Below are 26,090 nucleotides of genomic sequence, written 5' to 3'. Positions count from 1 at the left end.
CCCTCCTCCCCCCCCCCCCCCCCCCCCCCCCCCCCCCGCTCCTACCCGTTGTCAGGCCGCCTGAACGCGTGCCCGGTTCAACTCCAGTCGTTGCAGGTAGTCCCGCAGTGCCTGTTGCTCCGCTGCCGTAGTGAACAAGCCAAGCTTGCTGCGACGCCACAGAATGTCATCGGCGCTGACCGCCCACTCTTCGCTGCACAGGTAATCCACCTCGCGGGTGAACAAGCCGCCGCCAATGGCTTCGCCCAGGTCTTCAGGACCCTGTACACCTTCGAGCAGGCGCCAGACGCGGCTGCCGTAAGTGAGGGCCCAGCGCTTGGCGATTTCCGCCGGCAGCCAGCCGCAACGCGCGAGGATGGCATCGGTCAGGGCTTTAGGGGTGGTCATGTCTTCGCCACCTGGCAGCGTCGCGCTGGCCGTCCAGCTGCCGCGCATCTGGGTGAAGAACGGCGCGAGTTGGGCCATGGCCGATTCGGCCAACTTACGGTAAGTGGTCAGCTTGCCGCCGAACACTGACAGCAGCGGTGCCTCTCCGGCGCTGGAGGAGAGCGCCAGGGTGTAGTCGCGGGTCACCGCCGAGGGGTTATCCGATTCGTCGTTGCACAGCGGGCGCACACCGGCGTAGGTGTGGAGGATATCGGCGCGGCTGAGCTGGTGGTTGAAGTGCTCGTTGACCACTTTCAGCAGGTAGTCCGTTTCGCCTTCGGTAATCGCGACCTTGGCCGGGTCACCGGTGTATTCGCGGTCGGTGGTACCGATCAGGGTGAAGCGCTCCAGGTACGGGATGGCGAACACGATGCGCTGATCTTCGTTCTGCAGGATATAGGCATGCTCGCCTTCATACAGCTTCGGCACGATCAGGTGGCTGCCTTGAATCAGGCGAATGCCGTAAGGCGCGCTGAGCTTGAGATCATCTTCGATGAACTTGGCCACCCATGGGCCGGCCGCATTGACCAGGGCGCGGGCCTTGATCGTCTGCTGGCTACCGTCGTTGTGTTCCAGCACTACATTCCATACGCCATCACCACGCTGGGCGCTGACGCAACGGGTACGGGTACGGATGTCCGCACCTTTCTCACGGGCAGCCATGGCGTTGAGTACCACCAGACGAGCGTCATCCACCGCGCAATCAGCGTATTCAAATCCGCGGGTGATCGCCGCTTTCAGCGGGTTGCCCGGACCAAAGCGCAGGCTGCGCGAAGCGCCGAGCTGCTTGCGTTTGCCCAGGTGATCGTAGAGGAACAGGCCGGCACGGATCATCCAGGCTGGGCGCAGGTGTGGACGGTGCGGAAGGACGAAACGCATCGGCTTGACGATGTGCGGCGCCTTGGCCAGCAGGACTTCGCGCTCGGCCAGAGCTTCACGCACCAGACGGAATTCGTAGTGCTCCAGGTAGCGCAGGCCGCCGTGGATCAGCTTGCTGCTGGCCGACGAGGTGTGGCTGGCGAGGTCGTCCTTTTCGCAGAGGAACACCGACAGGCCGCGTCCCGCCGCATCGGCGGCGATGCCCACACCGTTGATGCCACCGCCGATAACGGCGAGGTCATAGATATCGGCAAGGGCAGGCGATGACAAGCTGGATTGCGGCACGGGAGGCTTCCTCAAAGACTTTCTAACATCGAATTTGAACATTGATGTTCATTTTCGAAAATACTAGCGCAACAGAATGCTGTCTGCCAGTCGCTTTCCATAGAAAATACTGATCGGATGACAATTAAATGAAAAATAACGAACATTGGCGCTGCCACCCAGATGGTGGCAGCTGTTGCCTCAGACTACTTCCAGGCGGATTTTGTACTGGTTGAGCAGCTGGGCAAGGGCGGGCACAGGGGCCTGGTCGGTGACCAGGCAATCGATCAGGCTGATCGAGCCCAGGCGAACCATGGCGTTGCGGCCGAACTTGCTGGAGTCGGCGGCGAGGATGACCTGGCGGGCATTGGCGATGATCGCCTGGGACACCCGCACTTCCTGATAGTCGAAATCCAGCAGGCTGCCGTCTTCGTCAATACCGCTGATACCGACAAGGGCGAAATCGACCTTGAACTGGTTGATGAAGTCGACACTGGCCTGGCCCACTACACCGCCGTCACGGCGCACATTGCCGCCGGCCAGCAGCACTTCGAAGTCATCCTTGGCACTGAGGATCGAGGCCACGTGCAGGTTGTTGGTGATGATTTTCAGGTGGTTGTGATTGAGCAGCGCACGCGCAATGGATTCGGTGGTGGTGCCGATGTTGATGAACAGCGAGGCGTGGTCAGGAATCTGTGCGGCGATGGACTCGGCAATCCGCTGCTTCTCGTCGCGCATCTGGTCGGCGCGCATGGCGTAGGCGGTGTTTTCGATGCTGGAATCGTAGGCGGCGCCACCGTGATAGCGGCGTAGCAGATTGACCTCCGCCAGCTGGTTGATATCACGGCGGATGGTTTGCGGGGTAACGACGAATAACTGCGCCATTTCTTCGATACTGACGTAGCCGCGTTCACGGACCAGTTCGAGGATTTGTTGTTGGCGAGGGGGCAGGTTCATGGGCGGTCCTTTTGGGCTGCCGGGCAAATTGCGCCATGATGCCGGAGGAATGGGCTGACGGCCAGTCGCCGAAAGCAATCGCGGGGCAAGCCTGCTCCCACCCGGTGGGAGCGGGCTTGCCCCGCGATGTAATTACTCCTCGTGCGGTTCCCAGTCCCGCGTACGGTCCACTGCCTTCAGCCAGCCGGCATACAGCTTTTCTTTGGCTGCTTCATCCAGCTGCGGGGTGAATTCGCGCTCGATGATCGCCTTGCCGCGCAGCTCGTCCAGGCCGCTCCAGAATCCACATGCCAGGCCCGCCAGGTAAGCAGCGCCAAGGGCAGTGGTCTCGCGCATTTGCGGGCGCTCGACGCAGGTGCCGAGGATGTCGGCCTGGAACTGCATGAGGAAGTTGTTGGCGACTGCACCGCCGTCCACGCGCAGTTCGCTCAGGCGCTGGCCGCAATCCTGTTGCATGGCATCGAGGACGTCGCGGGTCTGGTAGGCGATGGATTCCAGGGCCGCACGGATGATGTGATCGACCTTGACCCCGCGGGTCAGGCCGAACAGCGCGCCACGGGCGTAAGGATCCCAGTACGGGGCGCCAAGACCGGTGAAGGCGGGTACCAGGTACACGCCGTTGCTGTCCTTGACCTTGCTGGCGAAGTACTCGGTGTCATGGGCGTCATTGACGATTTTCAGTTCGTCACGCAGCCACTGCACGGTGGAACCACCGTTGAATACTGCGCCTTCCAGGGCGTAGGCCACTTCGCCGCGTGGACCGCAGGCGATGGTGGTCAATAGGCCGTGGGAGGACTTCACCGCCTTGTCGCCGGTGTTCATCAGCAAGAAGCAACCGGTGCCGTAGGTGTTCTTGGCCTGGCCAGGCTCTACGCACATCTGGCCGAACAGCGCTGCTTGCTGGTCGCCGGCGATACCGGCAATGGCGATACCGCTCTTGGTGTGGCCATAGACCTCGGACGAGCTGCGAACTTCCGGGAGCATCTGCCGCGGAATGTCGAGGACCTCCAGCATCTTCTCATCCCACTGCAGGGTATGGATGTTGAAGAGCATGGTGCGCGAGGCGTTGGTGTAGTCGGTTACATGCACCTTGCCGCCGGAGAATTTCCAGATCAGCCAGCTGTCGACGGTACCGAACAGCAGTTCGCCGCGCTCGGCGCGCTCACGGGCACCGGCAACATTGTCGAGGATCCACTTGAGCTTGGTGCCGGAAAAGTACGGGTCGGTGACCAGGCCGGTGGTTTCGCGGATGTAGTCCTGCAGGCCTTCACGCTTGAGCTGTTCGCAGATTTCGGTGCTGCGACGGCACTGCCAGACAATGGCGTTGTACACCGGGCGGCCGGTTTCCTTGTCCCAGACCACCGTGGTTTCACGCTGGTTGGTGATGCCAATGGCCGCTACCTGGTCATGGCTCAGGCCCGCCTGGGCCAGGGCTTCGACCATGGTCGCGCTCTGGGTGGCGAAGATTTCCATGGGGTCGTGCTCGACCCAGCCGGCTTGCGGGTAATGCTGTGCGAATTCACGCTGCGAAGTACCTACCACGTTGGCATCGCGGTCGAAAATGATGGCCCGCGAACTGGTCGTGCCCTGGTCCAGGGCAATGATGTAGTTCTTCTGCTGGGTGTCTGTCATGTCGTTGGCCTTGCACTCAAATAGGGTGGTTATCAGGGCAGGGCGAGCGTGGCTCGCCAGGTCGGCATCAGGATGCCTGGGTCTTGCCCTGAGGGTTGGCGTCGGTCTGCGCGCTCTCGCTCTCGGCAACCGGCAGGTTGCGGGCGATTACGCCGCGGTACAGGGCGGCACCAAGGCTCGCCCCCAGGATCGGCGCAAAAATCGGAATCAGGAAGTAGGGAATATCACGACCGCCAGTAAAGGCGATTTCGCCCCATCCGGCGAGGAATGTCATTAGCTTTGGCCCGAGGTCGCGGGCCGGGTTCATGGCAAAGCCGGTCAACGGGCCCATCGCGCTACCAATCACAGCGATCAGCAGGCCGATCAGCAAGGGTGCCATGGCACCACGGGGCAGGCCGTTGTTGTCATCGGTCAGGGCCATGATCACCGCCATCAATATGGCGGTGATGATCACCTCGACCAGGAAGGCCTGGCCGGTAGACAGGGCCGGGTGCGGGTAGGTGGAGAACACCGCCGCCAGTTCAAGGCTGGCCTGGCTGCCACGAATCATTTCATGGGCCTGTTCGTAATCGAAGAACAGGGTGCTGTACAGCGTGTAGACCAGCGCGGCGCCACAGAAGGCGCCGGCGATCTGGGCGACGATGTAAAACGGCAGTTTGTGTTTCTCGAACCCGGCGAACAGCCACAGGGCGATGCTCACTGCCGGGTTCAGGTGGGCACCGGAAACTCCGGCGGTGAGGTAGATCGCCATGCTCACGCCGACGCCCCAGATAATACTGATTTCCCACAGGCCGAAGCTCGCACCCGCGACTTTGAGCGCAGCCACGCAGCCGGTACCGAAAAAAATCAGCAGGGCGGTGCCGAGAAATTCGGCCAGGCATTGGCTGGATAATGTGGGTTGTCGCAGAGCTGCCGTCATTCGTTACCTCGGTTTTTGTTGTTGTGAGGCGCGTTGAGCGCTCGACAAAAGCCCGACAGAAATCCCCATTTCGGTCGGGCAAGCTGTAAAAAATGCACCTTATCAGGGCATTGCTATATTCAGAATCGAAAAAATATAGACAACAAACGATTATGTCAAAGGTCGAAAGTGAACCGGTGTTCACAAACTGACTATTGGCAACGTGCTGATGCTGAATCGTTCCGGCGCTTGATTGGCGGGTTGAGGGTGAGACTTAGTGGTTCGAGAGGGTCGATTTGTCCTAAAGTAACCGGCGAAATGCTATTCACCTTCTGTTTGGAGTCTTGCATGACCCCCGCCCTGGATTTGCTGAAAAAGGTTCGCGCCGAACATCGCATCCACAGTTACGAACACGATCCCAAGGCTGCCTCCTATGGGCTCGAAGCGGCCGAGAAGCTTGATCTTGAGCCGATCCGGGTGTTCAAGACGTTACTGGCCAGCAGTGAGAAGGGTGAGTTGCTGGTGGCAGTAGTACCGGTGATCGGTAGTCTTGATCTGAAGGGCCTTGCCCACGCGGCCGGGGTGAAGAAGTGCGAGATGGCTGATCCTGCCGCAGCTCAGCGTTCCACCGGCTATCTGTTGGGTGGGATAAGCCCGTTGGGACAAAAGAAGCGTCTGCGGACTTTTATTGACCAGTCGGCTCAATCTTTTGAAACGATTTTCGTCAGCGCCGGGCGGCGCGGGCTGGAAGTGGAACTGGCGGCGGCGGTGCTGGCTGAACACACCCAGGCAACATTCGCCGCCATCGCCCGCGACTGACAACTGTATGCTGAAAATCCGACGACTCTGTCTCTGTTAGCCGCTGACTGATTACAGGCATGCTCACTGCCCCAGAACAGAGAGAGTCGCTGCATGCAGCTGGAATTTCATCAGGTCGACGCCTTCAGTGAGCGTCCATTTGCCGGCAATCCGGCCATGGTCTACCGCCTCGACCATTGGCTTAGCGATGGGCTGATGCAGCAGATCGCCGCTGAGCACAATCTTGCTGAAACCGCCTTCGTGGTGGCCGAAGGCGCGCAGTGGCGGATTCGCTGGTTTACCCCCACTACTGAAGTTCCCTTGTGTGGTCACGCGACCCTGGCCAGTGCCCATGTGCTGCTGGAGGTCTACCAGGTGCCGAGTGAGCGCCTGCTGTTCCAGAGCCAGTCCGGGCCCTTGAGTGTTAGTCGTGAACAAGGACGGTTGCTGCTGGATTTTCCACGCATCGATCCACAATCGGTGAACCAGCCATTGGCGGTTGCCGAGGCGTTGCGCTGTCCGGTGCAGGAGGTGCTGCAGACCAAGGAATTGTTGGTGGTGCTTGAGTCTGAACAAGCAGTACGAGACTGCGCGCCGGACATGGCGGCGCTGGCGCAACTACCTGGACTAGGGGTGATCGTCACCGCGCGGGGCGAGCAGTATGACTTTGTGTCGCGATACTTTGCTCCGGGGATTGGTATTCCCGAAGATCCGGTGACCGGTTCGACTCACTGCTGCCTGATTCCCTATTGGGCTGAGCGCTTGGGCAAGAATGAGTTGCACGCCTTTCAATGTTCCAGCCGTGGCGGGGAGCTGTTCTGTCGGCTGGAGGGCGATCGGGTGAAAATTGGTGGTTATGCCCGGCGTGTAGCCAGTGGTACGTTGAGTCTGTAAAAAGCATCGCGGGGCAAGTCGAGTGATCGCCCCGCGATTGCTGGTATCAGACTGCCGAGCTGTAGCGCCGAACACCGTTCTCCGGCACTGGCAACTGCGCCGCCACACTACCCGGTACGGCAAACAGCACCAGGTGATCCGCAGCCACTTCGATACCCACCTCAGCCCCGACCTGATGATCGATATGGCTAGGGAAAATCGCTTCGAGCTGGCTGCCGGTTGGCAGTTGCAGGCGATAGAGGGTCGAGGCACCGAGGAAACTCTTGCCGGTAATCAGAGCCTTCAAGGCGCTGTGCGGAGCATGAATGATGTCGTCTGGACGCAACAGCACGTCCACCGCAGAGCCAAGGGTAAAGGTGTAGGCACGGTTGCCGCGCAGCTCACCGAGCTCGGTTTGCACCGACTCCGGGCTGGTCAGCTGGCCACGAATGAAATAGCCCTGGCCAATGAAGCTGGCGACGAAGGGTGTCAGCGGTTCGTGATAGAGATTGTAAGGAGTATCCCACTGCTCCAGACGGCCCTCTTTGAAAACACCGACGTGATCACTGACGGCAAAGGCTTCTTCCTGGTCGTGGGTGACCAGAATGGCACTGGTGCCACGGCTCTTGAGAATGTCGCGAACCTCATGACTGAGGCGTCGGCGCAGCTCTACATCGAGGTTGGAGAAAGGCTCGTCGAGCAGCAGCAGCTGCGGCTCGGGAGCCAATGCGCGAGCCAGGGCCACGCGTTGCTGCTGGCCGCCGGAGAGCTCGTGCGGGTAGCGTTTACCGAGCCCGCCAAGCTTGACCAGTTCGAGCATTTCCGCCACGACCTGTTGCTGCTTGGGGTGCTTGCCGATACCGAAGGCGATGTTCTCGGCGACCGTCAGGTGCGGGAACAGCGCATAGTCCTGGAACACCATGCCGATCCTGCGCTTCTCCGGTGCCAGGGTGAAGCCGGCTTTGGAGATGACCTCGCCCCCCAGCTGGATCTCACCTTCATGCACCGGCTCGAAGCCGGCGATGGCGCGCAGGGTGGTGGTCTTGCCGCACCCCGACGAGCCCAGCAGGCAACCGATGTCGCCGGCGTTGAGGTGCAGGTTTAGGTTCTGGACGATGCGTTGCTCGCCATAGCCGCAGGCGAGGTTGCGCAGGTTAAGCAGTAAAGGTTGACTCATGCGTGGTGATAGGCCGGTTCAACAAGAAATTCGAGAAGCGCCTTCTGTGCATGCAGACGGTTTTCAGCCTGGTCCCAGGCGACCGAGCGCGGGTCGTCGAGGAGGTCGAGGCTGATTTCCTCGCCACGGTGGGCGGGCAAGCAGTGCATGAACAGGGCATCGGGTGCTGCCAGGTCGAGCAGTTCGCGGGTTACCTGGTAAGGCGCGAACAAGGCCAGACGCCGTGCAGTTTCCTCTTCCTGGCCCATGGAAGTCCAGACATCGGTGCTCACCAGGTGCGCGTCCTGTACGGCATCCTTGGGGTCGCGGAAAATTTTCACGCGGTCACCGGCGTTGGCCAGGAATTGCGGATTGGGCTCGTAGTCGGCCGGGCAGGCAATACGCAGCTGGAAGTCGAACTGGATTGCCGCTTCTATATAGCTGTTGCACATATTGTTGCCGTCGCCGATCCAGGCCACGGTCTTGCCCTGGATCGCACCGCGGTGCTCAAGGAAGGTCTGCATGTCGGCCAGCAGCTGGCAGGGGTGCAGGTCGTCCGACAGGCCGTTGATTACCGGCACGCGGGAATTTGCCGCGAACTCGGTCAGGGTGCTGTGGGCAAAGGTACGGATCATCACCGCATCGAGCATGCGCGACATGACAATGGCGCAGTCGCCGATCGGCTCGCCACGGCCCAATTGGGTGTCGCGCGGGGACAGGAAAATAGCCTGGCCGCCGAGCTGGATCATGCCGGCTTCGAACGACAACCGGGTACGCGTCGAGGATTTCTCGAAGATCATGCCCAGTACGCGGTTCTTCAGGGGTTCGAACAGTACGCCGCGGTTACGCAGGTCCTTCAGCTCGATGCCTCGACGGATCACACTGAGCAGTTCGTCGGGTGTGAAATCCATCAGGGAGAGAAAGTGCCTAGCGCTCATGGTTGACTACCTTTTTGCAACAGACCGCAGATCAACAACACCGGTTTTCAGAAACAACGGGGGTGACCTGCGGCGAAAGCCGCACGGGGCGACGAAATAAGGGAAGACGCAATACTATAATTAAATGTCGCGTCATACCAAGTGGGGCGTTCACTGTCTGTGTTGCTGGCAGTGTCGTAACCCATTGGGTGGCTGCTTTTTTTGTTTACTACACAAGGGTTTTACACTGCCCGTTGGCGCCTTGGCAAACACCCGAATGAATTGCTGTGCCTGATGCCGATAGATTCACGGGGCGAAACTCGCTGGTCGCCAGGCAGCCCCAGGCCCATAGTCAGGTTATTTCACCAGACACCCGCAAGAGGTGGCCATGAACAAGACCTTGCATCACCGTGCCTGTCACCTGTGTGAAGCCATCTGTGGCTTGAACATCGAGATCACCGAGGAGCCCGGTGCTGCGCCGCGGATCAGTTCGATCAAGGGCGACCCCGAAGACAGCTTCAGCCGCGGCCACATCTGTCCCAAGGCCGTCGCCTTGCAAGACATCCAGAATGACCCTGACCGCCTGCGCGCGCCGCACATGCGTATAGGCCACCGTTGGCAGGCAATCAGCTGGGACGAAGCCTTCGCGCTGGCTGCACGCAAGCTATGGGCCATTCAACAAGCCCATGGGCAGAACGCGGTGGCGATCTACCAGGGCAATCCCAGCGTCCACAACTACGGCTTGATGACCCACAGTAACTACTTCCTCGGACTGCTCAAGACCCGTAACCGCTTTTCCGCCACCTCGGTCGACCAATTGCCCCAGCACCTGACCAGTTACCTGATGTATGGCCATGGTCTGTTGCTACCGATTCCGGATATCGATCACACGGACTTCATGCTGATTCTGGGCGCCAACCCCTTGGCTTCCAATGGCAGCATCATGACCGTGCCGGATGTCGAGAAGCGCCTCAAGGCGATCCAGGCCCGGGGCGGTAAAGTGGTGGTGGTCGATCCGCGGCGCAGCGAAACCGCAGCGATGGCCGACCAGCATATCTTTGTCCGCCCAGGAGGGGATGCGGCGTTGCTGTGCGGGGTGCTCAACACCCTGTTTACCGAAGGCCTGGAGCGTGCGTCGGCGTTGCCGGTCGATGGCCTGGACGCGGTGCGCGGCGCCATTGCTCCGTTCACCGCCGAGTCGATGGAGCCCCTGTGTGGCGTCCAGGCGTGCGTTATCCGGCAATTGGCACGTGACTTCGCCGCTGCCGATAAAGCGGTGTGCTACGGCCGCATGGGCGTTTCCACCCAGGCGTTCGGCACGCTGTGCCATTGGCTGGTGCAATTGATCAATCTGGTCACGGGCAACCTGGACCGGGTCGGGGGCGCCCTGTGCACGCAGCCGGCGGTGGATCTGGTGGCGAGTACTTCAGGCGGGCATTTCAATGCCTGGCAGAGCCGCATCTCGGGTTTACCGGAATACGGCGGTGAGTTGCCGGTGGTGGCACTGGCTGAAGAAATGCTAGGGGAGGGCGAGGGCCAGGTGCGCGCGCTGGTGACGGTGGCGGGTAACCCGGTGCTGTCCACGCCCAACGGGCGGCAGCTGGAGCGTGCGCTGGACGGGCTTGAGTTCATGCTCAGCATCGATCTGTACATTAACGAAACCACGCGTTATGCCGATCTGATCCTGCCGTCCACCTCGGCGCTGGAGAACGATCACTACGACACCACCTTCAACCTCCTGGCGGTACGCAACGTCAGCCGTTTCAATCGCGCGATCCTGCCCAAGCCGGAAGGTGCACTGCATGATTGGGAGATCTTCGTTGGCCTGGCCAAAGCGTTCGCTGCGCTGAGCGATAAGCCGTTGAAGCCGACCATGCCACCGGCGCAGATGATCGACGTTGGCTTGCGTCAGGGCCGTTATGGCGAGCGCTCCTCCTACAATCTATCGATAGAAACGCTGGCTCAGCATCCTCACGGCATTGACCTGGGGCCGTTGCAGCCCAACCTCGCGGCGCGTTTGAAAACCGTGAACCAGCGTATCCAGGCTGCTCCAGCGGAGATTCTCATCGATCTGCAGCGCTTTGCCGGGCTGCAGCCAGCAGGTCCGGATCAGTTGCTGTTGATCGGTCGTCGGCATGTGCGTAGCAACAACTCCTGGATGCACAACTTTCACCGGCTGGTGAAGGGCAAGCCGCGTCATCAATTGCTCATGCATCCGGATGATCTGGCGGGCCGCCACTTGCAGGACGGCCAGCGGGTGCGGGTCAGTTCCCGGGTGGGCAGTATCGAGGTTGAGGTTCAGGCATGCAGCGACATGATGCCCGGGGTTGTCAGCCTGCCTCATGGCTTTGGCCATGCCCGTGTCGGGGTACAGCTGGAAATCGCGGGTAATCAACCCGGGGCCAGTGCCAATGACCTCACCGATGAGCGTCAGCACGATGCAGTTTCTGGCAACGCCGCACTCAACGGTGTGCCGGTGCAGGTGGTTGCGGCCTGATATCGGCAAGGCCGAGCGTCAAGCTCGGCTTTCCGATACAATGCGTCACCGTGCCGACAACCAGGTCGGAAAGTTCAGCCGCGAGGTGCTTCATGGATATCATTGAAACAATCAAAGAGCAGATTGCTAACAACACTATTCTGCTTTACATGAAAGGCTCGCCGAATGCCCCGCAGTGCGGTTTTTCGGCCAAGGCGGCGCAAGCCGTGATGGGTTGTGGCGAGAAATTCGCTTACGTGGATATCCTGCAGAATCCGGAAATCCGCGCCAACCTGCCAAAATATGCCAACTGGCCGACCTTCCCACAGCTGTGGGTTGCCGGTGAGCTGGTTGGCGGTTCCGACATCATGGCTGAAATGTTTGCCAACGGCGAACTGCAGACCCTGATCAAGGAAGCTGCAGCCAAGGCTGAGGCGGCCAAGGCCTGATTACAGGTTTTTGCACAATAAAAAGCCCCGCAATGCGGGGCTTTTTATTGTGGCAAGATTGGCGAAATTATTCGCCCATCTGCGACTGCAGGTAGTTTTCCAGACCGACTTTGTCGATCAGGCTCAACTGGGTTTCCAGCCAGTCGATGTGCTCTTCCTCGGACTCGAGGATGTCTTCAAGCATTTCGCGGCTGCCGAAGTCGCCAACGGTTTCACAATGGGCGATCGCGGCTTTGAGGTCGATCAGGCCTTTCTGCTCGATCTTCAGGTCGCATTCGAGCATTTCTTTGGTGTGTTCACCAATCAGCAGCTTGCCCAGGTCCTGGACGTTGGGAATACCTTCGAGAAACAGAATGCGCTTGATCAGTTTGTCAGCGTGCTTCATTTCATCGATGGATTCTTTGTACTCGTGCTTGCCGAGCTTATCCAGACCCCAGTCTTCGTACATGCGCGCATGCAGGAAGTATTGGTTGATTGCGACCAGCTCGTTTCCGAGGATCTTGTTGAGATGCTGGATGACGCTTACGTCGCCTTTCATGATGGGGTCCTGCCCTATAAGTGTGCCTATAAGGAAGAGTTTGAGCCCCGCAACTTCGACTGTCAAACCTAAGTTATTGAATAATAAGTGAAAATTAATCGGAATAAGAATGTTTGTGTTCCGCGTTTTAACCCTAACTTGTTGAATTACAGGCATAAAAAAACCGGACACGAGGTCCGGTTCTTGAATTCGCTGGTTTTTACGCTACGGAAAATTCCACAGGGTAAGGCAGGGCGGCCTGGCTGACCTGCAGTTCGGTCAGGGTTTCACGCACTACCTGTTTGGCCAGGCAGGCACATTTGCCACACTGGCTTGCCACGTTGGTGGCGGTTCTGACTTCCTTGTAGCTGCAGCATCCTTCATAGATCGCATCGCGGATCTGTCCGTCGGTTACACCAACACAAAGACACACATACATAGGGCAGACCATCGCTGGTAAAGGCTCAATGCGAAGAAGCTTAATGTTAATGAGAATGCTTGTCAAAGCACATTGTTCCTTACTTTTGCCTAGGGCGACCAGCGGCAGGTGTTGCGCGAGAGGCGTGGAAATTCGGCGAGCAGCGCCTGGCGGTGTATCATGGCCGACCTTTGCACTGACAGGTGGCTCATGCCGGCCTGTACAGCGTGTTTCAAACCATCAGGAGATATCGAATGAGCGTACTCGTTGGCAAAACTGCCCCGGACTTCACCGTTCCAGCCGTACTGGGCAATGGCGAAATCGTCGACAGCTTCAACCTGGCTTCGGCCATCAAAGGCAAGTACGGCCTGGTGTTCTTCTACCCGCTGGACTTCACCTTCGTCTGCCCGTCCGAGCTGATCGCTCTGGATCACCGCATGGCCGAATTCCGCGATCGTAACGTTGAAGTGATCGCTGTTTCGATCGACTCGCACTTCACCCACAACGCCTGGCGTAACACCCCGATCAATGCCGGTGGCATCGGTCAGGTGCAGTACATCATGGCTGCCGACATGAAGCACGAGATTGCCAAGGCCTACGACGTCGAGTCCGAAGGCGGTGTTGCATTCCGTGGCGCGTTCCTGATCGACGACAAAGGCGTTGTCCGTTCGCAGATCGTCAACGACCTGCCACTGGGCCGCAACATGGACGAGCTGCTGCGTCTGGTCGACGCCCTGCAATTCCACGAAGAGCACGGCGAAGTCTGCCCTGCAAACTGGAAAAAAGGCGACAAGGGCATGACCGCTTCGCCTGAAGGCGTTGCTGCTTACCTGAGCGAGAACGCTGGCAAGCTGTAATAGCGAGCGACAAAAAAACCGGCCTTGATGGCCGGTTTTTTTATGGGTTCAGCAAGGCTTCAGTCGTTGAAGTCCTGCCAGCCGCCCATTTCTTTCCAACGGTTGACGATGCCGCAGAACAGTTCGGCAGTCTTCTCGGTGTCGTAACGGGCCGAGTGGGCCTCACGACCGTCGAAGTCAATGTCGGCACTCTGGCAGGCCCGGGCCAGAACGGTCTGGCCATAGGCAAGACCGGCCAGGGTGGCGGTGTCGAAGCTGGAGAACGGATGAAACGGGTTGCGTTTCATGTCGTGGCGCGCCACGGCTGCGTTGAGGAAGCCCAGGTCGAAACTGCTGTTGTGGCCAACCAGGATCGCCCGCTTGCAGCCATTGGCTTTCAGCGCCTTGCGCACGCCACGGAAGATATCGGTCAGGGCCGATTCTTCACTGACGGCCATGCGCAGTGGGTGATCCAGCTTGATTCCGGTGAATTCCAGCGCGGCTTGTTCGATGTTGGCGCCTTCGAACGGTTCGACCCGGAAGAAGTACGTGTGCTCCGGGAACAGGAAGCCTTTTTCATCCATGCCGATGGTGACGGCTGCGATTTCCAGCAGGGCATCGGTAGCGCTGTTGAAACCACCGGTCTCGACATCCACTACAACCGGCAGGTAGCCACGAAAACGTTCAGCCATCGGGTGGCGTGGGCCACCGCTTGGACCTTCCTGGTCGTCGTACAGATCATCACTCACGCAGTTTCCTCCAGCAGGCGCCAGCGCAGTTGCTCACCGGCGCGCAGCGGGATAACGGTCTGCTCGCCGAACGGCAAGCTGCTTGGGGCGGTCCAGCTTTCGCGAACCAGGGTAATGGTCTCCGTGTTGCGCGGCAGGCCATAGAAGTCAGGGCCGTGCTTGCTGGCAAAACCTTCGAGCTTGTCCAGCGCGTTACGCTGCTCGAACGCTTCGGCATACATCTCGATCGCCGCATAGGCGGTGTAGCAGCCAGCGCAGCCGCAGGCCGCTTCTTTGGCGTGACGGGCGTGGGGGGCCGAGTCGGTGCCGAGGAAGAATTTGCTGCTGCCGCTGGTGGCGGCATCAAGCAAGGCCACCTGGTGGGTGTTGCGCTTGAGGATCGGCAAGCAATAGAAGTGCGGACGAATACCGCCCACCAGCATGTGGTTGCGGTTGTACAGCAGATGCTGGGCGGTGATGGTCGCGCCGACGTTGGCCGGGGCTTCGTTGACAAACTGCACGGCGTCACTGGTGGTGATGTGTTCGAAGACCACTTTCAGGGTCGGGAAACGCTCGACGACACGGCGCAGGTGTTCTTCGATGAACAGCTTCTCGCGGTCGAACACGTCGATCTCGCTGCGGGTCACTTCACCGTGTACCAGCAGCGGCATGCCGATTTCGGCCATGGCTTCGAGCACCGGGAAAATAGTGTCGATGCTGGTCACGCCGGAGTCGGAGTTGGTCGTGGCGCCGGCCGGATACAGCTTGGCGGCATGCACGAAGCCAGTGGCCTTGGCCGCACGGACGTCCTCGGGCTGGGTACGGTCGGTGAGGTACAGCACCATCAGTGGCTCGAAACGGCTACCGGCCGGACGTGCGGCCAGGATGCGTTCGCGATAGGCGCCAGCTTCGGCGGCATTGCGTACTGGCGGTACCAGGTTGGGCATGATGATTGCGCGAGCAAAGGTGCGCGCAACATCGCCAACGGTGTGGGGCAGGACAGCGCCATCGCGAAGATGGATGTGCCAGTCATCGGGACGCAGGAGGGTCAGGCGGTCGGACATTGGGGATTCCAGGCGGGTCGAACTCAAGGTGAATGCTACCGGAAAAGCCGGAGCCGAGCACTCGCTATCAAGTTTTGCCGCGCCTGACCGATAGCCTGCGGGTATACCGTGAAAATCTGTGGAGCCGCCCGTGCGCCAGTGTTATCTAACCCTGCTCAGTATGTTTGTCTGCCTGCCGGCGACAGCGCTTACCTTCCAGACCCGTCTGGAGAATATTGAGTGGAAGGTCGAAGGCGATCAGTTCGAATGCCGCCTGGTCCAGCCGATTACCGATTTCGGCAGTGGTGAATTCGTACGTCGTGCCGGAGAACAGGCCACCTTTCAATTGCGCTCGAGCAGCAATGTGCTGGGCACAGGTTCGGCAACCTTGCTTGCCGCCGCGGCGCCTTGGCAGCCCGGCCGCGGCGACATCAATCTGGGCTCGGTGCGTATGGCGCGCAACGGCGTACTGTTTACCAGCTCCCAAGGCCAGGCCAGTCGTCTGATCAATGGCTTGCTTGACGGTCGCAGCACCGTGGTGCGCAACTATGCCGGCGAAGCCGGGCGGACGATGGAAGTGCGCTTGTTACCGGTGAAATTCAGCAAGGCCTATGGGGATTATCAGGTCTGCGCCGCTAAGCTGCTGCCAATGAACTACGATCAGGTGCGTCAGGGGCGGGTCGGTTTCCCGGGCGGCGGTATCGATCTGGACGCCAGTGCCAAGGCGCGCCTGGATGTGATCCTGGAGTTTCTCAAGGCCGATCCTACGGTCAATCGCATTGAACTCGATGGTCATTCCGACAACAGTGGCAATCGCCTGACCAACCGTGACCTGTCCCGGCGTCGTGCATTGGCAGTGATGGAGTACCTTAAAGCGCACGGCATTCCTGAAGATCAGATCAGCGTGCGTTTTCACGGTGAGCGCTACCCGCTGGCCGCCAACAACTCGGCCGCCAACCGCGCCCGCAATCGCCGGGTGAATATTCAGCTTGATCGTGTAACCCCGGTTGAAACTGCGTCAGAAAAAGCCCCGGAAACACCAACGGCCCCAGCGGCGCAAACGGATACTGGCAAGCCGTCGATCAAGTCCTGAGGTGCGACCGTCCGTCGCGCTCTCGACAGTTCCTGTCGCTTTGTCGTCACAAGCTGTCGCCCCACTGTAATTTTTGCGGCAAGGCCGGTAGAATCGACGGCTTTCCGTACAACCCCGTGGAGTGATGGCATGGCGGACGTAAAAAAGGTCGTACTGGCGTATTCCGGCGGCCTTGATACTTCGGTGATTCTCAAGTGGCTGCAGGATACCTACAACTGTGAAGTGGTGACTTTCACCGCCGATCTGGGGCAGGGCGAGGAGGTCGAACCGGCCCGCGCCAAGGCTCAGGCAATGGGTGTGAAAGAAATCTACATCGATGACCTGCGCGAAGAGTTCGTACGCGACTTCGTATTCCCGATGTTCCGCGCCAACACCGTTTATGAAGGTGAGTACCTGCTGGGTACTTCCATCGCTCGTCCGCTTATCGCCAAGCGCCTGATCGAAATCGCCAATGAAACCGGCGCCGATGCTATTTCCCACGGTGCTACCGGCAAGGGCAATGACCAGGTGCGTTTCGAACTGGGTGCCTACGCACTCAAGCCGGGTGTCAAAGTCATTGCGCCATGGCGTGAGTGGGACCTGCTGTCCCGCGAAAAACTGATGGACTATGCCGAGAAGCACGGTATCCCGATCGAGCGCCACGGCAAGAAGAAGTCGCCCTATTCGATGGACGCCAACCTGCTGCACATCTCCTATGAAGGTGGCGTGCTGGAGGATACCTGGACCGAACACGAAGAAGACATGTGGAAGTGGACCAAGTCGCCGGAAAGCGCGCCTGACGTCCCTACCTACCTGGAACTGACCTACCGCAACGGTGACATCGTCGCCCTGGACGGCGTTGAAATGACGCCAGCCACCGTGCTCGCCACGCTCAACCGCATCGGCGGTGAGAACGGCATCGGTCGTCTCGACATCGTCGAGAACCGTTATGTCGGCATGAAGTCCCGTGGTTGCTACGAGACGCCAGGCGGCACCATCATGCTGCGTGCCCACCGTGCAATCGAATCGATCACTCTGGATCGTGAAGTTGCTCACCTTAAAGACGAGCTGATGGTCAAGTACGCCAGCCTGATCTACACCGGTTACTGGTGGAGCCCGGAGCGTCTGATGCTGCAGCAGATGATCGACGCGTCCCAGGTCAATGTGAACGGTGTCGTTCGCCTGAAACTGTACAAGGGCAACGTGATTGTCACCGGTCGCAAGTCCGATGACTCGCTGTTCGATGCCAACATCGCAACCTTCGAGGAAGATGGTGGTGCTTACAACCAGGCCGACGCGGCGGGCTTCATCAAGCTCAATGCCTTGCGTATGCGCATTGCTGCAAACAAGGGTCGTTCGCTGATCTGAGCGATGCCTTGAATGAAAACCCCGGACTTGTTCCGGGGTTTTTTTTACCTGTCGATTGCCTGGGTTTCCAGTGTTATCCGGGTGCCTGTCTCCAGATTGTATAGAACCCAGGTATTGCCCTCAGTTTGTTTCTGATTAAGTGCGTGCAGGGCAAATTGTTCGAGTAACTTGTTGGACCTGGCTCCACTCAGGGTAATGGTTACAGTTGCCTGCTCAGGCTGCATGGGTTTTCCAATACAGTGTGCCGGGATGATGTCATTGTCTGTCGAGGTGCTGATAGTTTCCTGGTTTTTTTTCACCTCAACAGGTGTCTGTATTACATCACTTATTGATGTGTCCATTACTGTGGGTAGTTCCGTCGGCATTGGGGGAGGGGAGAACGGCGTGGAGTCAGCTACAGGCGGTGAGTACAAGGATTTATAATTGAAATTCAGTGTAAGGAAGAACAGAACTGTAAGGAAAAATGGAAAGCCTACTAGAAACCAGGTGTAGGTGGTCTGACTTCCCTCGCTCAGAAAAGGTAATGAGGCCAGCGCAGACGCTTCGATAATACCGGCGAATATCGCAATGATGGTCAATGGGCTTTTCGGCTCAGCGTTGCTCATAGCTCTTTCCTCGCCTTGCTGTCCCAATGATGTGGTCATTAGTCGAGATATAAAATTGGGTTGGCATTAGGCCAAATTTCTGCGGGGGGAACTTATTACCCCGCAACTGGTATCGAACCTTATAGGTGCTAGTGCATATCAATCAGAGTTATAGGATTTTTCCTTCAAGTATTACGGCGCTGTTGGCTGGGCCGTCTCTGTGTTCTGGTGTTAATTTGGGGTCGCAGAGATTGTCTCTGTAGCACTCAAAGGAATTGATAAAGGTTTGCGAGCGTCTGGCTGTAAGTTTTTTGTAGGACCAATCCTCTGTGTGTGTAGGTTTTATCTTTGTGTGCATTTGCTTGCGGGTACCGCAATACAATCTGTCGTGTGACTAGGCTATTGTGCGTGCTCAAAAAAAATCGAACAGCGAACAATTGGATCTGCCCATGAATAAAGTGCTGATCGTGGATGATCATCCGGTCATTCGCCTGGCGGTACGTATGCTGATGGAGCGGCATGGTTATGAAGTCATCGCGGAGACGGATAATGGCGTGGACGCATTGCAACTGGCACGAGAGCATGATCCGGATATTGTCATTCTCGATATCGGCATCCCCAAGCTTGACGGTCTTGAAGTCATCGCCCGGCTCACGCTCACCTGCCCGGGTGCCAAGGTGCTGGTGCTGACTTCGCAGGCTCCAGGCCATTTTTCGATGCGCTGCATGCAGGCAGGTGCAGCGGGTTACGTTTGCAAGCAGCAGGATCTGACTGAGCTACTGAGTGCAATCAAGGCGGTACTGTCCGGCTACAGCTACTTCCCGAACCAAGCCTTGCATTCGGTACGCAGCAATCTGGGTGGAACCAGCGAGGCCGATATGGTCGAGCGTCTGTCGGGGCGGGAGATGATGGTCCTGCAGCAGTTGGCGCGAGGCAAGACCAACAAGGAAATTGCCGATGGCATGTTTCTCAGTAACAAGACGGTCAGTACGTACAAGACCCGACTGTTGCTAAAGCTCAATGCACGATCATTGGTTGATCTGATCGAACTGGCTCAACGTAACGGTCTGCTTTGATTATGCCAAATGCAACAAAGCCTCCATTGAGGAGGCTTTGTTGGCAAGGCCGCTGCTGAACTGCCAGGTGCTGCTTGACGAGGCGGTGTGGAAGGATCAGAGGTCGAAATCGTAATCAGCCAACTGTTTCTGCAGGCGGCGTTCTTCGAGCATGTTATCAATGGTGCGGCGCTTGCTCAGGTTGGTTTTTGCTGTTTCAACAGCCGGCTCCACATCGTCTGACTCAACAGGAGAGAATTCTTCATCTACTTCCAGGTCTTCTTTAACGGTGCTCATATGTCACTCCCAGCCAAGAGGCCATTGGCGCACCTTATAGCGAGAATCCTTGAGCGGGTAAAAAAGATTTTTTCAATCGAGTGAGCAAGGTTTTCACTATCTACTCAATCGTCGGAGGTTTTCTGCTTGTATTCGCACAGGTCTTCGATCCGGCAGCTCCCGCAACGGGGCTTGCGTGCCAGACACACATAACGTCCATGCAGGATCAACCAGTGGTGGGCATCAAGCAGGTAGGTCTTGGGCACGAACTTCATCAGTGCCTTCTCAACCTCAAGCACAGTCTTGCCCGGAGCAATGCCCGTACGATTGCTGACCCGAAAAATGTGGGTATCCACAGCCATCGTCAGTTGCCGGAAGGCAGTGTTCAGCACTACGTTGGCGGTCTTGCGGCCTACGCCGGGCAACGCTTCGAGTGCCTCGCGGGTTTGCGGTACCTGGCTGTTGTGCTGTTCGATCAGCAAGCGGCAGGTTTCGATCACGTTGCGCGCTTTGCTGTTGTACAGCCCAATGGTCTTGATGTACTGCGAGAGCCCGTCAACACCCAAGGCATAGATGGCTTCGGGAGTATTGGCGAGCGGGTACAGCTTGGCGGTCGCTTTGTTCACGCTGACGTCGGTGGCCTGCGCCGAAAGAATGACGGCAATCAGCAGCTCGAAGGGTGAGGTGTAGGCCAGTTCTGTCTTGGGCTCAGGGTTGTCTTCGTGCAGCCTGCGAAATATTTCCAGGCGTTTGGCAGCATTCATGGGGTCAACGCTTTCCTTGACGACGTGAAGGGGCTCGCCACAGGCAAACCCGGTTGTACAGGGCCAGCAACAGGCCCAACAGAAAAAAAGCACCAGGCAGCAGTGTGGCCAGATGCAACCCAGCCCATCCCGCCAGCAGTTCGCGACAAATCCCCAACGTGATACACAGGGCGGCGAATCCCGACAACAACCGGGTGACTTCCCGCCAGCGGCGACGCTCGTCCTGGGTGCACTCGAACACCACGCATTGTACGGCGATCAATGCCGGATAGGGGCTGAGTGCCTGATACAGCGGCAGGGCCCAGGCGCGTAGGCTCAGTTCCAGGCAGGTCACCAGTGCGGCGGCGAGCAGAACGCTGGCCAGTATCCTGCTGCGGGCCTCAAGCCAGCGCTGCAGTGGACTCATTGCTGCGTGATGCAAGGCAATCAGCAACACACTGAAGCCGGCAATGGCGCAGGCATTGAGCACGGACTGAGTGGCTCCCAGAATCGGGGCCAGGCTCATTGCTGCCAGCCATTGCTTACTCATCGCTGCTGCCCTCGAGTAATTGCTGGCGGTGCTCGTCGAAGTAACGCAGGGCGTCATGCACAGCGTGGATCACGGCGCGTGAGGTCACTGTGGCGCCAGCCAGTTGATCGAACTGACCGTTATCACGCTTGAGCGCCCAGGCTGCATCAGGTGTGGTCTGGCGGTTGGCGCCGCTGAAGGTCTGCAGCCAGTGATTGCCCGGCTCTACCAATTGCCCCCCTAAACCTGGTGTTTCTTGCTGGCGCAGCACTTTGGTGCCGATCAGGCGGCCTTGGGTGTCGATGGCAATCAGCAGTTCGAGTGGGCCCGCGTAGCCTTGGCTGCGGCTGTGCAGCACCACGGCGCTGGGCCGACCTGCGAGGCTGGCACGGTAGCCTGCAAGCAACTGGCTGTGGTCGAGGTGTGGGATCTTTAACACCAACGGGGCCTGTAGCGGCTGATTGTCATAGGTCTTTTCTGGCAGGACGCTGAGCCAGATCTGTGCTTTGAGCTGTTGTTGGGCCAGGGCAATATCGGGGGCGCTGAAGTGCTGCCAGATTACGCTGCTGCCCAGGCTCAGCAGTGCAACCAGTAACAGCAGCACGCTATTGCGAATTGCATGACGGTTCATGATGACACCGCTTGACGACGTTCGGCCCAGCGCTCGAGTGCCGGCACGCAAAGGTTCATCAGCAAGACGGCAAAAGCGGTACCGTCTGGATAGCTGCCCCAGGTGCGAATCAGGTAAATCAGCAGCCCCATGCCGATGCCAAACAGCAACTTTGCCTGCGGTGATCGGGCCCCCGAAACGGGTTCGGTCGCGATGAAGAACGCTGCCAACATGGTCGAGCCACTGAACAAATGGAGCAGGGGAGAACCATTGGAGTCTGAGCCCGATCCATTCCAGCAAAACAGGCTGATCACAAACAGGCTTGCCAGCAGGCCGACAGGGGCATGCCAACTGAAGACTTTGCGTTGCAACAGCAGTAAACCGCCGAGCAGAAAGGCAAGGTTGACCCATTCGCTGCCTTTGCCACCAACATGACCGAATCCTGGATGGCTGCTGAACAACTCATCCAGGGTCAGGCTGCGGTTGTTGCGCAGACCATCGAGAAGCGTGGCTTGAGCCCAGGCGTCGGGTTGCTCGCTTCCGCCAAAACCAAAAACATGTTGCAGGCTGGCGCCCAGGTCCAGCAGTTGCACGCCGGGCCACTGGGTCATGTGTTGTGAAAAGGCCAGCAGCACCAGCGCATAGCCGAGCATGGCCGGGTTGAACGGGTTTTTACCGACACCGCCATACAGGTGCTTGCCGAGGGTGATGGCGCTTGCGCTGGCGATTACCGGCACCCACCAGGGCGCATAGGCCGGCAGGGCGACGGCAAGCAGGGTGGCGCTGACCAGGGCGCTGCCGTCATTGAGTGAAGGCAGAACAGGTCGTTGCTGCAGCTTGAGCAACAGCGCCTCACAGCCAAGGGCTGATCCCGCACATAGCAGCAGATTGAACAGCAGCCCCCAACCGTGTTGCCAGAGCAGCGTCAACACCCCCGGCAGGCACGCCAGCAGCACCAGCAACATAGTGCTGCGCAGGCGATCGCTGGCGTCAACGGCTGGCATGGGCGTCGGCCGCTTGCAAAGCCTGCAGGTGCCCCTGGGCCTGATCGGCCTCCCGCTCCAGCTCAGCCAACTGAGCCCGCTGAGCATTGTTCGGTGTCTCCCCGAAGGCGCTTCTGGCTTTGTTCAATTGTGCCCGGCTCATGGCTGCAGCGATTTTGGCCTTTTTCAGGGCCGCATCGGCAGCGGCGGTTTTCTGTGCCTTGACCCGTTCAATGGCCGCTTTGATCGGATCATCGTTGGCGACAGCCTGGTCTTTGCTGTTACTGGTACTGGCGGTACGTTGACTGCGGGCAGCGCGTTCGGCTTGCTTGCGTGCCTCTTCGCGCTGTAGGCGGCTGTTGCGCAACTCAAAGCGGCGGCGTGCATGGTTGCGCTTGGCGGTACGTGCGGCCAGTGCCTCGGCGTCCAGGGCCATGCCGCCGACAATCGGCACGATGCTGGCACTCAGCGGCAGCAGGTCGATGCAATCGACCGGGCAGGGGGCCACGCACAAATCGCAGCCGGTGCATTCGGCGCTGATGACGGTGTGCATCAATTTGGCTGCACCGACAATCGCATCCACCGGGCAGGCCTGAATGCATTTGGTGCAGCCGATGCATTCCGCCTCGCGGATATAGGCAACCTGGGGCGGTGCGCTTCCACGCTCGGGGTCCAGGGCAATGACAGGTACCTGCAGAAGCCTGGCCAGGGCTACGATAGTTTCAGTGCCCCCTGGTGGGCATTTGTTGATCGCCTCGCCTTTGGTCAGGCCCTCAGCATAGGGCTTGCAGCCAGAGTGGCCACACTTGCCGCACTGGGTCTGCGGTAGCAGGGCATCGATGCGTTGAATCAGACTCATGATGTAAATAATCCGTTGAAGCCGAGAAACGCCAGGGCCATCACCCCCGCCCCGATCAGCTCTACGGGTAGACCGCGAAAGCTCTCAGGCATGGCGTCGTTGTCACTGCGTTGACGCAAATCGGCGAACAAACCCAGCGCCAGCCAGAAACCCAAGCCGCCGCCCAGGCTCCAGGCGAGCGTCTGCACTGCACCATATCCGCCTTCCGTAACCTGCAGGCTCAAGCCTAGCAGTGCCACATTGCCCAACAACAATGGCTTTAGCCCATCGAAGGGCAGTGTCGGCATGGCTCGAGACAATAGTCCCAGCAATGGTTCAATCAGCAACACGCACAGGGGCAGAAGGATGAACAGGCGCAGGTACTCGAACTGCAAGGGTTGCAGTAAGTAGCGATAAAGCAATTGGCCGAGGTTGGTGGCAAGTACCAGCAGCGCCAGCGTTGCCAGACCAAGCGCGTGCAGGCGACGGCGCTGGTGGCCAGCCGCAGGTTGCAACAGCGGGTCGATGGCCAGTCCCTGATGCAGAACCAGGTTGTTGACCAGCGCGGCGCTGATCAGGGCCAGAATGAATTCGCTCATGGTGGTGCACACTGCCAGGGCTGATCGCCATTATCCGGCAATGACGCGAGGATTAGAACGCCCCGGACGCAATCGTCCGGGGCGCAGGGTTTACTTGATGCGCTGACCTGGCTTGGCGCCGCTGTCGGGGCTCAGCAGGTAGATTTCTTCACCGCCAGGGCCTGCAGCCATGACCATGCCCTCGGAAATGCCGAAACGCATTTTACGCGGCTTGAGGTTGGCGATCATCATGGTCAGGCGACCTTCAAGCTTGGCCGGATCCGGGTAGGCCGACTTGATGCCGGAGAACACGTTGCGTTGCTCGTCACCGATGTCCAGAGTCAGACGCAGCAGCTTGTCGGCGCCTTCAACCGCTTCGGCCTTGAGGATCAAGGCGACGCGCAGGTCGACGGCAGCAAAGGTGTCGAAGTCGATCTCGGCCGACAACGGATCCTTGCTCAGTTCGCCATTGCCAGTGACAACGGAGGTCTGGCTGGCGGCCAGGTCTTCCTTGCTGGCGGCGGTCATGGCTTCGACCTTGGCCGGGTCGATACGGCTCATCAGTGCCTTGAACGGGTTCAGCTGGTGATTGCTCAAGCGGGTCTGATGGTCGTTCCAGGTCAGCGGCGCAACGTTGAGGAAGGCCTCGGCGTCGGCGGCCAGCAGCGGCAGTACCGGCTTGAGGAAGATCACCAGTTGGCGGAACAGGTTGATGCCCTGGGCACAGATGGCCTGGACTTCGTCCTGCTTGCCTTCCTGTTTGGCCAGCGACCACGGGGCCTTGTCGGCAATCCAGGCGTTGGCGCGGTCCGCCAGGCCCATGATTTCACGCATGGCACGGGCGAAATCGCGCGCTTCATAGGCCTCGGCAATGCTCGGTGCGGCGGCCAGGAAGGCTTCGGTCAGCTCTGGAGCGGCATCGCCGGCCACCATCACGCCATCGTTGCCCTTTTGAATGAAGCCGGCGCAGCGGCTGGCAATGTTGACCACTTTGCCGACCAGGTCGGAATTGACCTTCTGCACGAAATCTTCGAGGTTCAGGTCGAGGTCGTCGACACCACGGCTGAGCTTGGAGGCGTAGTAGTAACGCAGGTATTCCGGCGCCAGGTGGTCCAGGTAGGTACGGGCCTTGATGAAGGTGCCGCGGGATTTCGACATCTTCGAGCCGTTGACCGTCAGGTAGCCGTGCACATTGATGCCGGTCGGCTTGCGGTAGCCGGCGCCTTCGAGCATGGCGGGCCAGAACAGGGCGTGGAAGTTGACGATATCCTTGCCGATGAAGTGGTACAGCTCGGCCTTGGAGTCCTTGTTCCAGTACGCATCGAAGTCCAGTTCCGGGCGACGGGCGCAGAGGTTCTTGAAGCTGGCCATGTAACCGATCGGCGCATCCAGCCAGACATAGAAGTATTTGCCCGGCTCGCCAGGGATTTCGAAACCGAAATACGGCGCGTCACGGGAGATGTCCCATTCCTGCAGGCCGGCATCCAGCCATTCGGCGATCTTGTTGGCTACGGCGTCTTGCAGGGTGCCGCTGCGGGTCCACTGCTGCAGCATGGCCTGGAAGTCGGGCAGCTTGAAGAAGAAGTGCTGCGAATCCTTGAGCACCGGAGTAGCTCCGGAAATCGCCGACTTGGGGTTCTTCAGCTCGGTAGGCGCATAGGTGGCGCCGCATTTTTCACAGTTGTCGCCGTACTGGTCTTCAGTGGCGCATTTGGGGCAGGTGCCCTTGATGAAGCGGTCGGCCAGGAACATTTTCTTGTCCGGGTCGAAGTACTGGGTGATCGAGCGGGTGGCAATGTGCCCGGCATCACGCAGCTTGAGATAGATCTGGTTCGACAGCTCGCGGTTTTCTTCGGCGTGGGTCGAATGGAAGTTGTCGAAATCCACCAGGAAGTCGGCAAAGTCCCCGGCGTGCTCGGCCTGGACGGCAGCGATCAACTGCTCGGGGGTAATGCCTTCTTTCTCGGCGCGCAGCATGATCGCCGAACCATGGGCGTCGTCCGCGCAGACATAGACGCATTGGTTGCCGCGATGCTTCTGGTAGCGCACCCACATGTCTGTCTGGATGTACTCGAGCATATGGCCAAGGTGAATGGAACCATTGGCATAGGGCAGGGCGCTGGTTACGAGAATCTGACGTGGCTCGGACATGGGGGCTCGGCTACTTTTTTCGGCTACTTGAGATGA

Annotated in this window: 26 protein-coding genes and 1 pseudogene; 8 read left to right on the top strand and 19 right to left on the bottom strand. The window is 59.1% G+C overall.

The window, feature by feature from the left end:
* Positions 1-51: 51 nt before the first annotated feature.
* The 4 genes from glpD to ACO6VD_RS25355 all read right to left on the bottom strand — a co-directional run bounded on the left by glpD (position 52) and on the right by ACO6VD_RS25355 (position 5,077).
* On the bottom strand, positions 52-1,632 hold the full coding sequence (gene glpD / locus ACO6VD_RS25370) for a glycerol-3-phosphate dehydrogenase (RefSeq protein WP_422422662.1): 1,581 nt from the start codon (positions 1,630-1,632) through the stop codon (positions 52-54).
* Between the two features lie 138 nt (positions 1,633-1,770).
* Positions 1,771-2,526, bottom strand: coding sequence for a DeoR/GlpR family transcriptional regulator (locus tag ACO6VD_RS25365; protein ID WP_422422661.1), 756 nt, complete (start codon positions 2,524-2,526; stop codon positions 1,771-1,773).
* A gap of 132 nt (positions 2,527-2,658) precedes the next feature.
* Positions 2,659-4,158, bottom strand: a complete 1,500-nt coding sequence (gene glpK, locus ACO6VD_RS25360) for a glycerol kinase GlpK (protein WP_400171954.1) — start codon at positions 4,156-4,158, stop codon at positions 2,659-2,661.
* Positions 4,159-4,225: 67 nt separating this feature from the next.
* The gene (locus ACO6VD_RS25355; protein WP_400171955.1) at positions 4,226-5,077 is read right to left on the bottom strand and encodes an MIP/aquaporin family protein; all 852 of its coding nucleotides are present in this window, start codon (positions 5,075-5,077) and stop codon (positions 4,226-4,228) included.
* Positions 5,078-5,404: 327 nt separating this feature from the next.
* Here ACO6VD_RS25355 and ybaK point away from each other — a divergent pair, with 327 nt between their 5' ends.
* Together ybaK and ACO6VD_RS25345 are read left to right on the top strand one after the other, a co-directional pair.
* Entirely contained in the window at positions 5,405-5,875 is a 471-nt protein-coding gene (gene ybaK / locus ACO6VD_RS25350) for a Cys-tRNA(Pro) deacylase (protein ID WP_422422660.1), read from the top strand.
* 93 nt (positions 5,876-5,968) lie between these two features.
* Positions 5,969-6,748: a PhzF family phenazine biosynthesis protein gene (locus ACO6VD_RS25345; RefSeq protein ID WP_422422659.1), complete on the top strand. Its 780-nt coding sequence runs from the start codon at positions 5,969-5,971 to the stop codon at positions 6,746-6,748.
* 46 nt (positions 6,749-6,794) lie between these two features.
* Here ACO6VD_RS25345 and ACO6VD_RS25340 read toward each other — a convergent pair whose 3' ends face one another.
* Both ACO6VD_RS25340 and argF read right to left on the bottom strand, forming a co-directional pair.
* Positions 6,795-7,904, bottom strand: a complete 1,110-nt coding sequence (locus tag ACO6VD_RS25340; RefSeq protein ID WP_422422658.1) for an ABC transporter ATP-binding protein — start codon at positions 7,902-7,904, stop codon at positions 6,795-6,797.
* A complete protein-coding gene (argF, locus tag ACO6VD_RS25335; RefSeq protein ID WP_422422657.1) occupies positions 7,901-8,821 on the bottom strand; it encodes an ornithine carbamoyltransferase in 921 nt (306 codons plus the stop codon). Before argF ends, ACO6VD_RS25340 begins: the two co-directional genes overlap by 4 nt.
* Before the next feature lie 367 nt (positions 8,822-9,188).
* Between argF and ACO6VD_RS25330 the strand changes: the two genes are divergently transcribed.
* Both ACO6VD_RS25330 and grxD read left to right on the top strand, forming a co-directional pair.
* On the top strand, positions 9,189-11,297 hold the full coding sequence (locus tag ACO6VD_RS25330) for a molybdopterin oxidoreductase family protein (protein WP_422422656.1): 2,109 nt from the start codon (positions 9,189-9,191) through the stop codon (positions 11,295-11,297).
* A 92-nt stretch (positions 11,298-11,389) separates the two neighbouring features.
* The gene (gene grxD, locus ACO6VD_RS25325) at positions 11,390-11,725 is read left to right on the top strand and encodes a Grx4 family monothiol glutaredoxin (protein WP_028943477.1); all 336 of its coding nucleotides are present in this window, start codon (positions 11,390-11,392) and stop codon (positions 11,723-11,725) included.
* Between the two features lie 67 nt (positions 11,726-11,792).
* Here grxD and bfr read toward each other — a convergent pair whose 3' ends face one another.
* Positions 11,793-12,263, bottom strand: coding sequence for a bacterioferritin (gene bfr / locus ACO6VD_RS25320; RefSeq protein ID WP_422422655.1), 471 nt, complete (start codon positions 12,261-12,263; stop codon positions 11,793-11,795).
* Between the two features lie 199 nt (positions 12,264-12,462).
* The gene (locus tag ACO6VD_RS25315; RefSeq protein WP_128324093.1) at positions 12,463-12,681 is read right to left on the bottom strand and encodes a bacterioferritin-associated ferredoxin; all 219 of its coding nucleotides are present in this window, start codon (positions 12,679-12,681) and stop codon (positions 12,463-12,465) included.
* 233 nt (positions 12,682-12,914) lie between these two features.
* Between ACO6VD_RS25315 and ACO6VD_RS25310 the strand changes: the two genes are divergently transcribed.
* Positions 12,915-13,517: a peroxiredoxin gene (locus ACO6VD_RS25310; protein WP_038607775.1), complete on the top strand. Its 603-nt coding sequence runs from the start codon at positions 12,915-12,917 to the stop codon at positions 13,515-13,517.
* Positions 13,518-13,576: 59 nt separating this feature from the next.
* Here the strand turns inward: ACO6VD_RS25310 and rnt are convergent, their stop codons facing one another.
* Complete coding sequence (gene rnt / locus ACO6VD_RS25305; protein WP_422422654.1) at positions 13,577-14,245, bottom strand: ribonuclease T; 669 nt, start codon at positions 14,243-14,245, stop codon at positions 13,577-13,579.
* The gene (gene pyrC, locus ACO6VD_RS25300) at positions 14,242-15,288 is read right to left on the bottom strand and encodes a dihydroorotase (protein WP_422422653.1); all 1,047 of its coding nucleotides are present in this window, start codon (positions 15,286-15,288) and stop codon (positions 14,242-14,244) included. Before pyrC ends, rnt begins: the two co-directional genes overlap by 4 nt.
* Positions 15,289-15,418: 130 nt before the next feature.
* Here pyrC and ACO6VD_RS25295 point away from each other — a divergent pair, with 130 nt between their 5' ends.
* Together ACO6VD_RS25295 and ACO6VD_RS25290 are read left to right on the top strand one after the other, a co-directional pair.
* On the top strand, positions 15,419-16,360 hold the full coding sequence (locus tag ACO6VD_RS25295; RefSeq protein WP_422422652.1) for a flagellar protein MotY: 942 nt from the start codon (positions 15,419-15,421) through the stop codon (positions 16,358-16,360).
* Between the two features lie 129 nt (positions 16,361-16,489).
* On the top strand, positions 16,490-17,707 hold the full coding sequence (locus tag ACO6VD_RS25290; RefSeq protein ID WP_400171970.1) for an argininosuccinate synthase: 1,218 nt from the start codon (positions 16,490-16,492) through the stop codon (positions 17,705-17,707).
* 44 nt (positions 17,708-17,751) lie between these two features.
* Here the strand turns inward: ACO6VD_RS25290 and ACO6VD_RS25285 are convergent, their stop codons facing one another.
* Complete coding sequence (locus ACO6VD_RS25285) at positions 17,752-18,312, bottom strand: hypothetical protein (protein WP_422422651.1); 561 nt, start codon at positions 18,310-18,312, stop codon at positions 17,752-17,754.
* Positions 18,313-18,740: 428 nt separating this feature from the next.
* Here ACO6VD_RS25285 and ACO6VD_RS25280 point away from each other — a divergent pair, with 428 nt between their 5' ends.
* Positions 18,741-19,367: a response regulator gene (locus ACO6VD_RS25280; protein WP_422422650.1), complete on the top strand. Its 627-nt coding sequence runs from the start codon at positions 18,741-18,743 to the stop codon at positions 19,365-19,367.
* Positions 19,368-19,463: 96 nt separating this feature from the next.
* On the opposite strand, the gene ACO6VD_RS25275 is transcribed toward ACO6VD_RS25280, so the two are convergent.
* The 8 genes and pseudogenes from ACO6VD_RS25275 to metG form a co-directional block, all read right to left on the bottom strand.
* A complete protein-coding gene (locus tag ACO6VD_RS25275; RefSeq protein WP_422422649.1) occupies positions 19,464-19,643 on the bottom strand; it encodes a PA3496 family putative envelope integrity protein in 180 nt (59 codons plus the stop codon).
* Between the two features lie 104 nt (positions 19,644-19,747).
* A complete protein-coding gene (nth, locus tag ACO6VD_RS25270; RefSeq protein WP_422422648.1) occupies positions 19,748-20,386 on the bottom strand; it encodes an endonuclease III in 639 nt (212 codons plus the stop codon).
* A 4-nt stretch (positions 20,387-20,390) separates the two neighbouring features.
* Positions 20,391-20,915 (bottom strand): Rnf-Nqr domain containing protein, encoded by a 525-nt coding sequence (locus ACO6VD_RS25265; RefSeq protein ID WP_422422647.1) that lies wholly within the window; start codon positions 20,913-20,915, stop codon positions 20,391-20,393.
* Entirely contained in the window at positions 20,908-21,525 is a 618-nt protein-coding gene (locus ACO6VD_RS25260) for an RnfABCDGE type electron transport complex subunit G (protein WP_422422646.1), read from the bottom strand. Before ACO6VD_RS25260 ends, ACO6VD_RS25265 begins: the two co-directional genes overlap by 8 nt.
* Positions 21,522-22,508 carry an RnfABCDGE type electron transport complex subunit D gene (locus ACO6VD_RS25255; RefSeq protein ID WP_422422645.1) on the bottom strand — a complete coding sequence of 329 codons (987 nt, stop codon included), beginning with the start codon at positions 22,506-22,508 and terminating at the stop codon, positions 21,522-21,524. The genes ACO6VD_RS25260 and ACO6VD_RS25255 overlap by 4 nt, the downstream gene beginning before the upstream one ends.
* 7 nt (positions 22,509-22,515) lie before the next feature.
* Positions 22,516-23,346 (bottom strand): annotated as a pseudogene (locus tag ACO6VD_RS25250) (RnfABCDGE type electron transport complex subunit B); the annotation flags it as partial.
* A complete protein-coding gene (locus tag ACO6VD_RS25245) occupies positions 23,343-23,924 on the bottom strand; it encodes an Rnf-Nqr domain containing protein (protein WP_422422644.1) in 582 nt (193 codons plus the stop codon). The pseudogene ACO6VD_RS25250 and the gene ACO6VD_RS25245, both read right to left, overlap by 4 nt.
* A 90-nt stretch (positions 23,925-24,014) precedes the next feature.
* Positions 24,015-26,054, bottom strand: a complete 2,040-nt coding sequence (metG, locus tag ACO6VD_RS25240) for a methionine--tRNA ligase (protein WP_422422643.1) — start codon at positions 26,052-26,054, stop codon at positions 24,015-24,017.
* Positions 26,055-26,090 lie beyond the last annotated feature (36 nt).

Source organism: Pseudomonas sp. GZD-222 (genome assembly GCF_049310525.1).
In the GTDB taxonomy this organism is placed as follows: domain Bacteria; phylum Pseudomonadota; class Gammaproteobacteria; order Pseudomonadales; family Pseudomonadaceae; genus Aquipseudomonas.
This window is presented reverse-complemented; position numbering and strand designations above follow the sequence as displayed.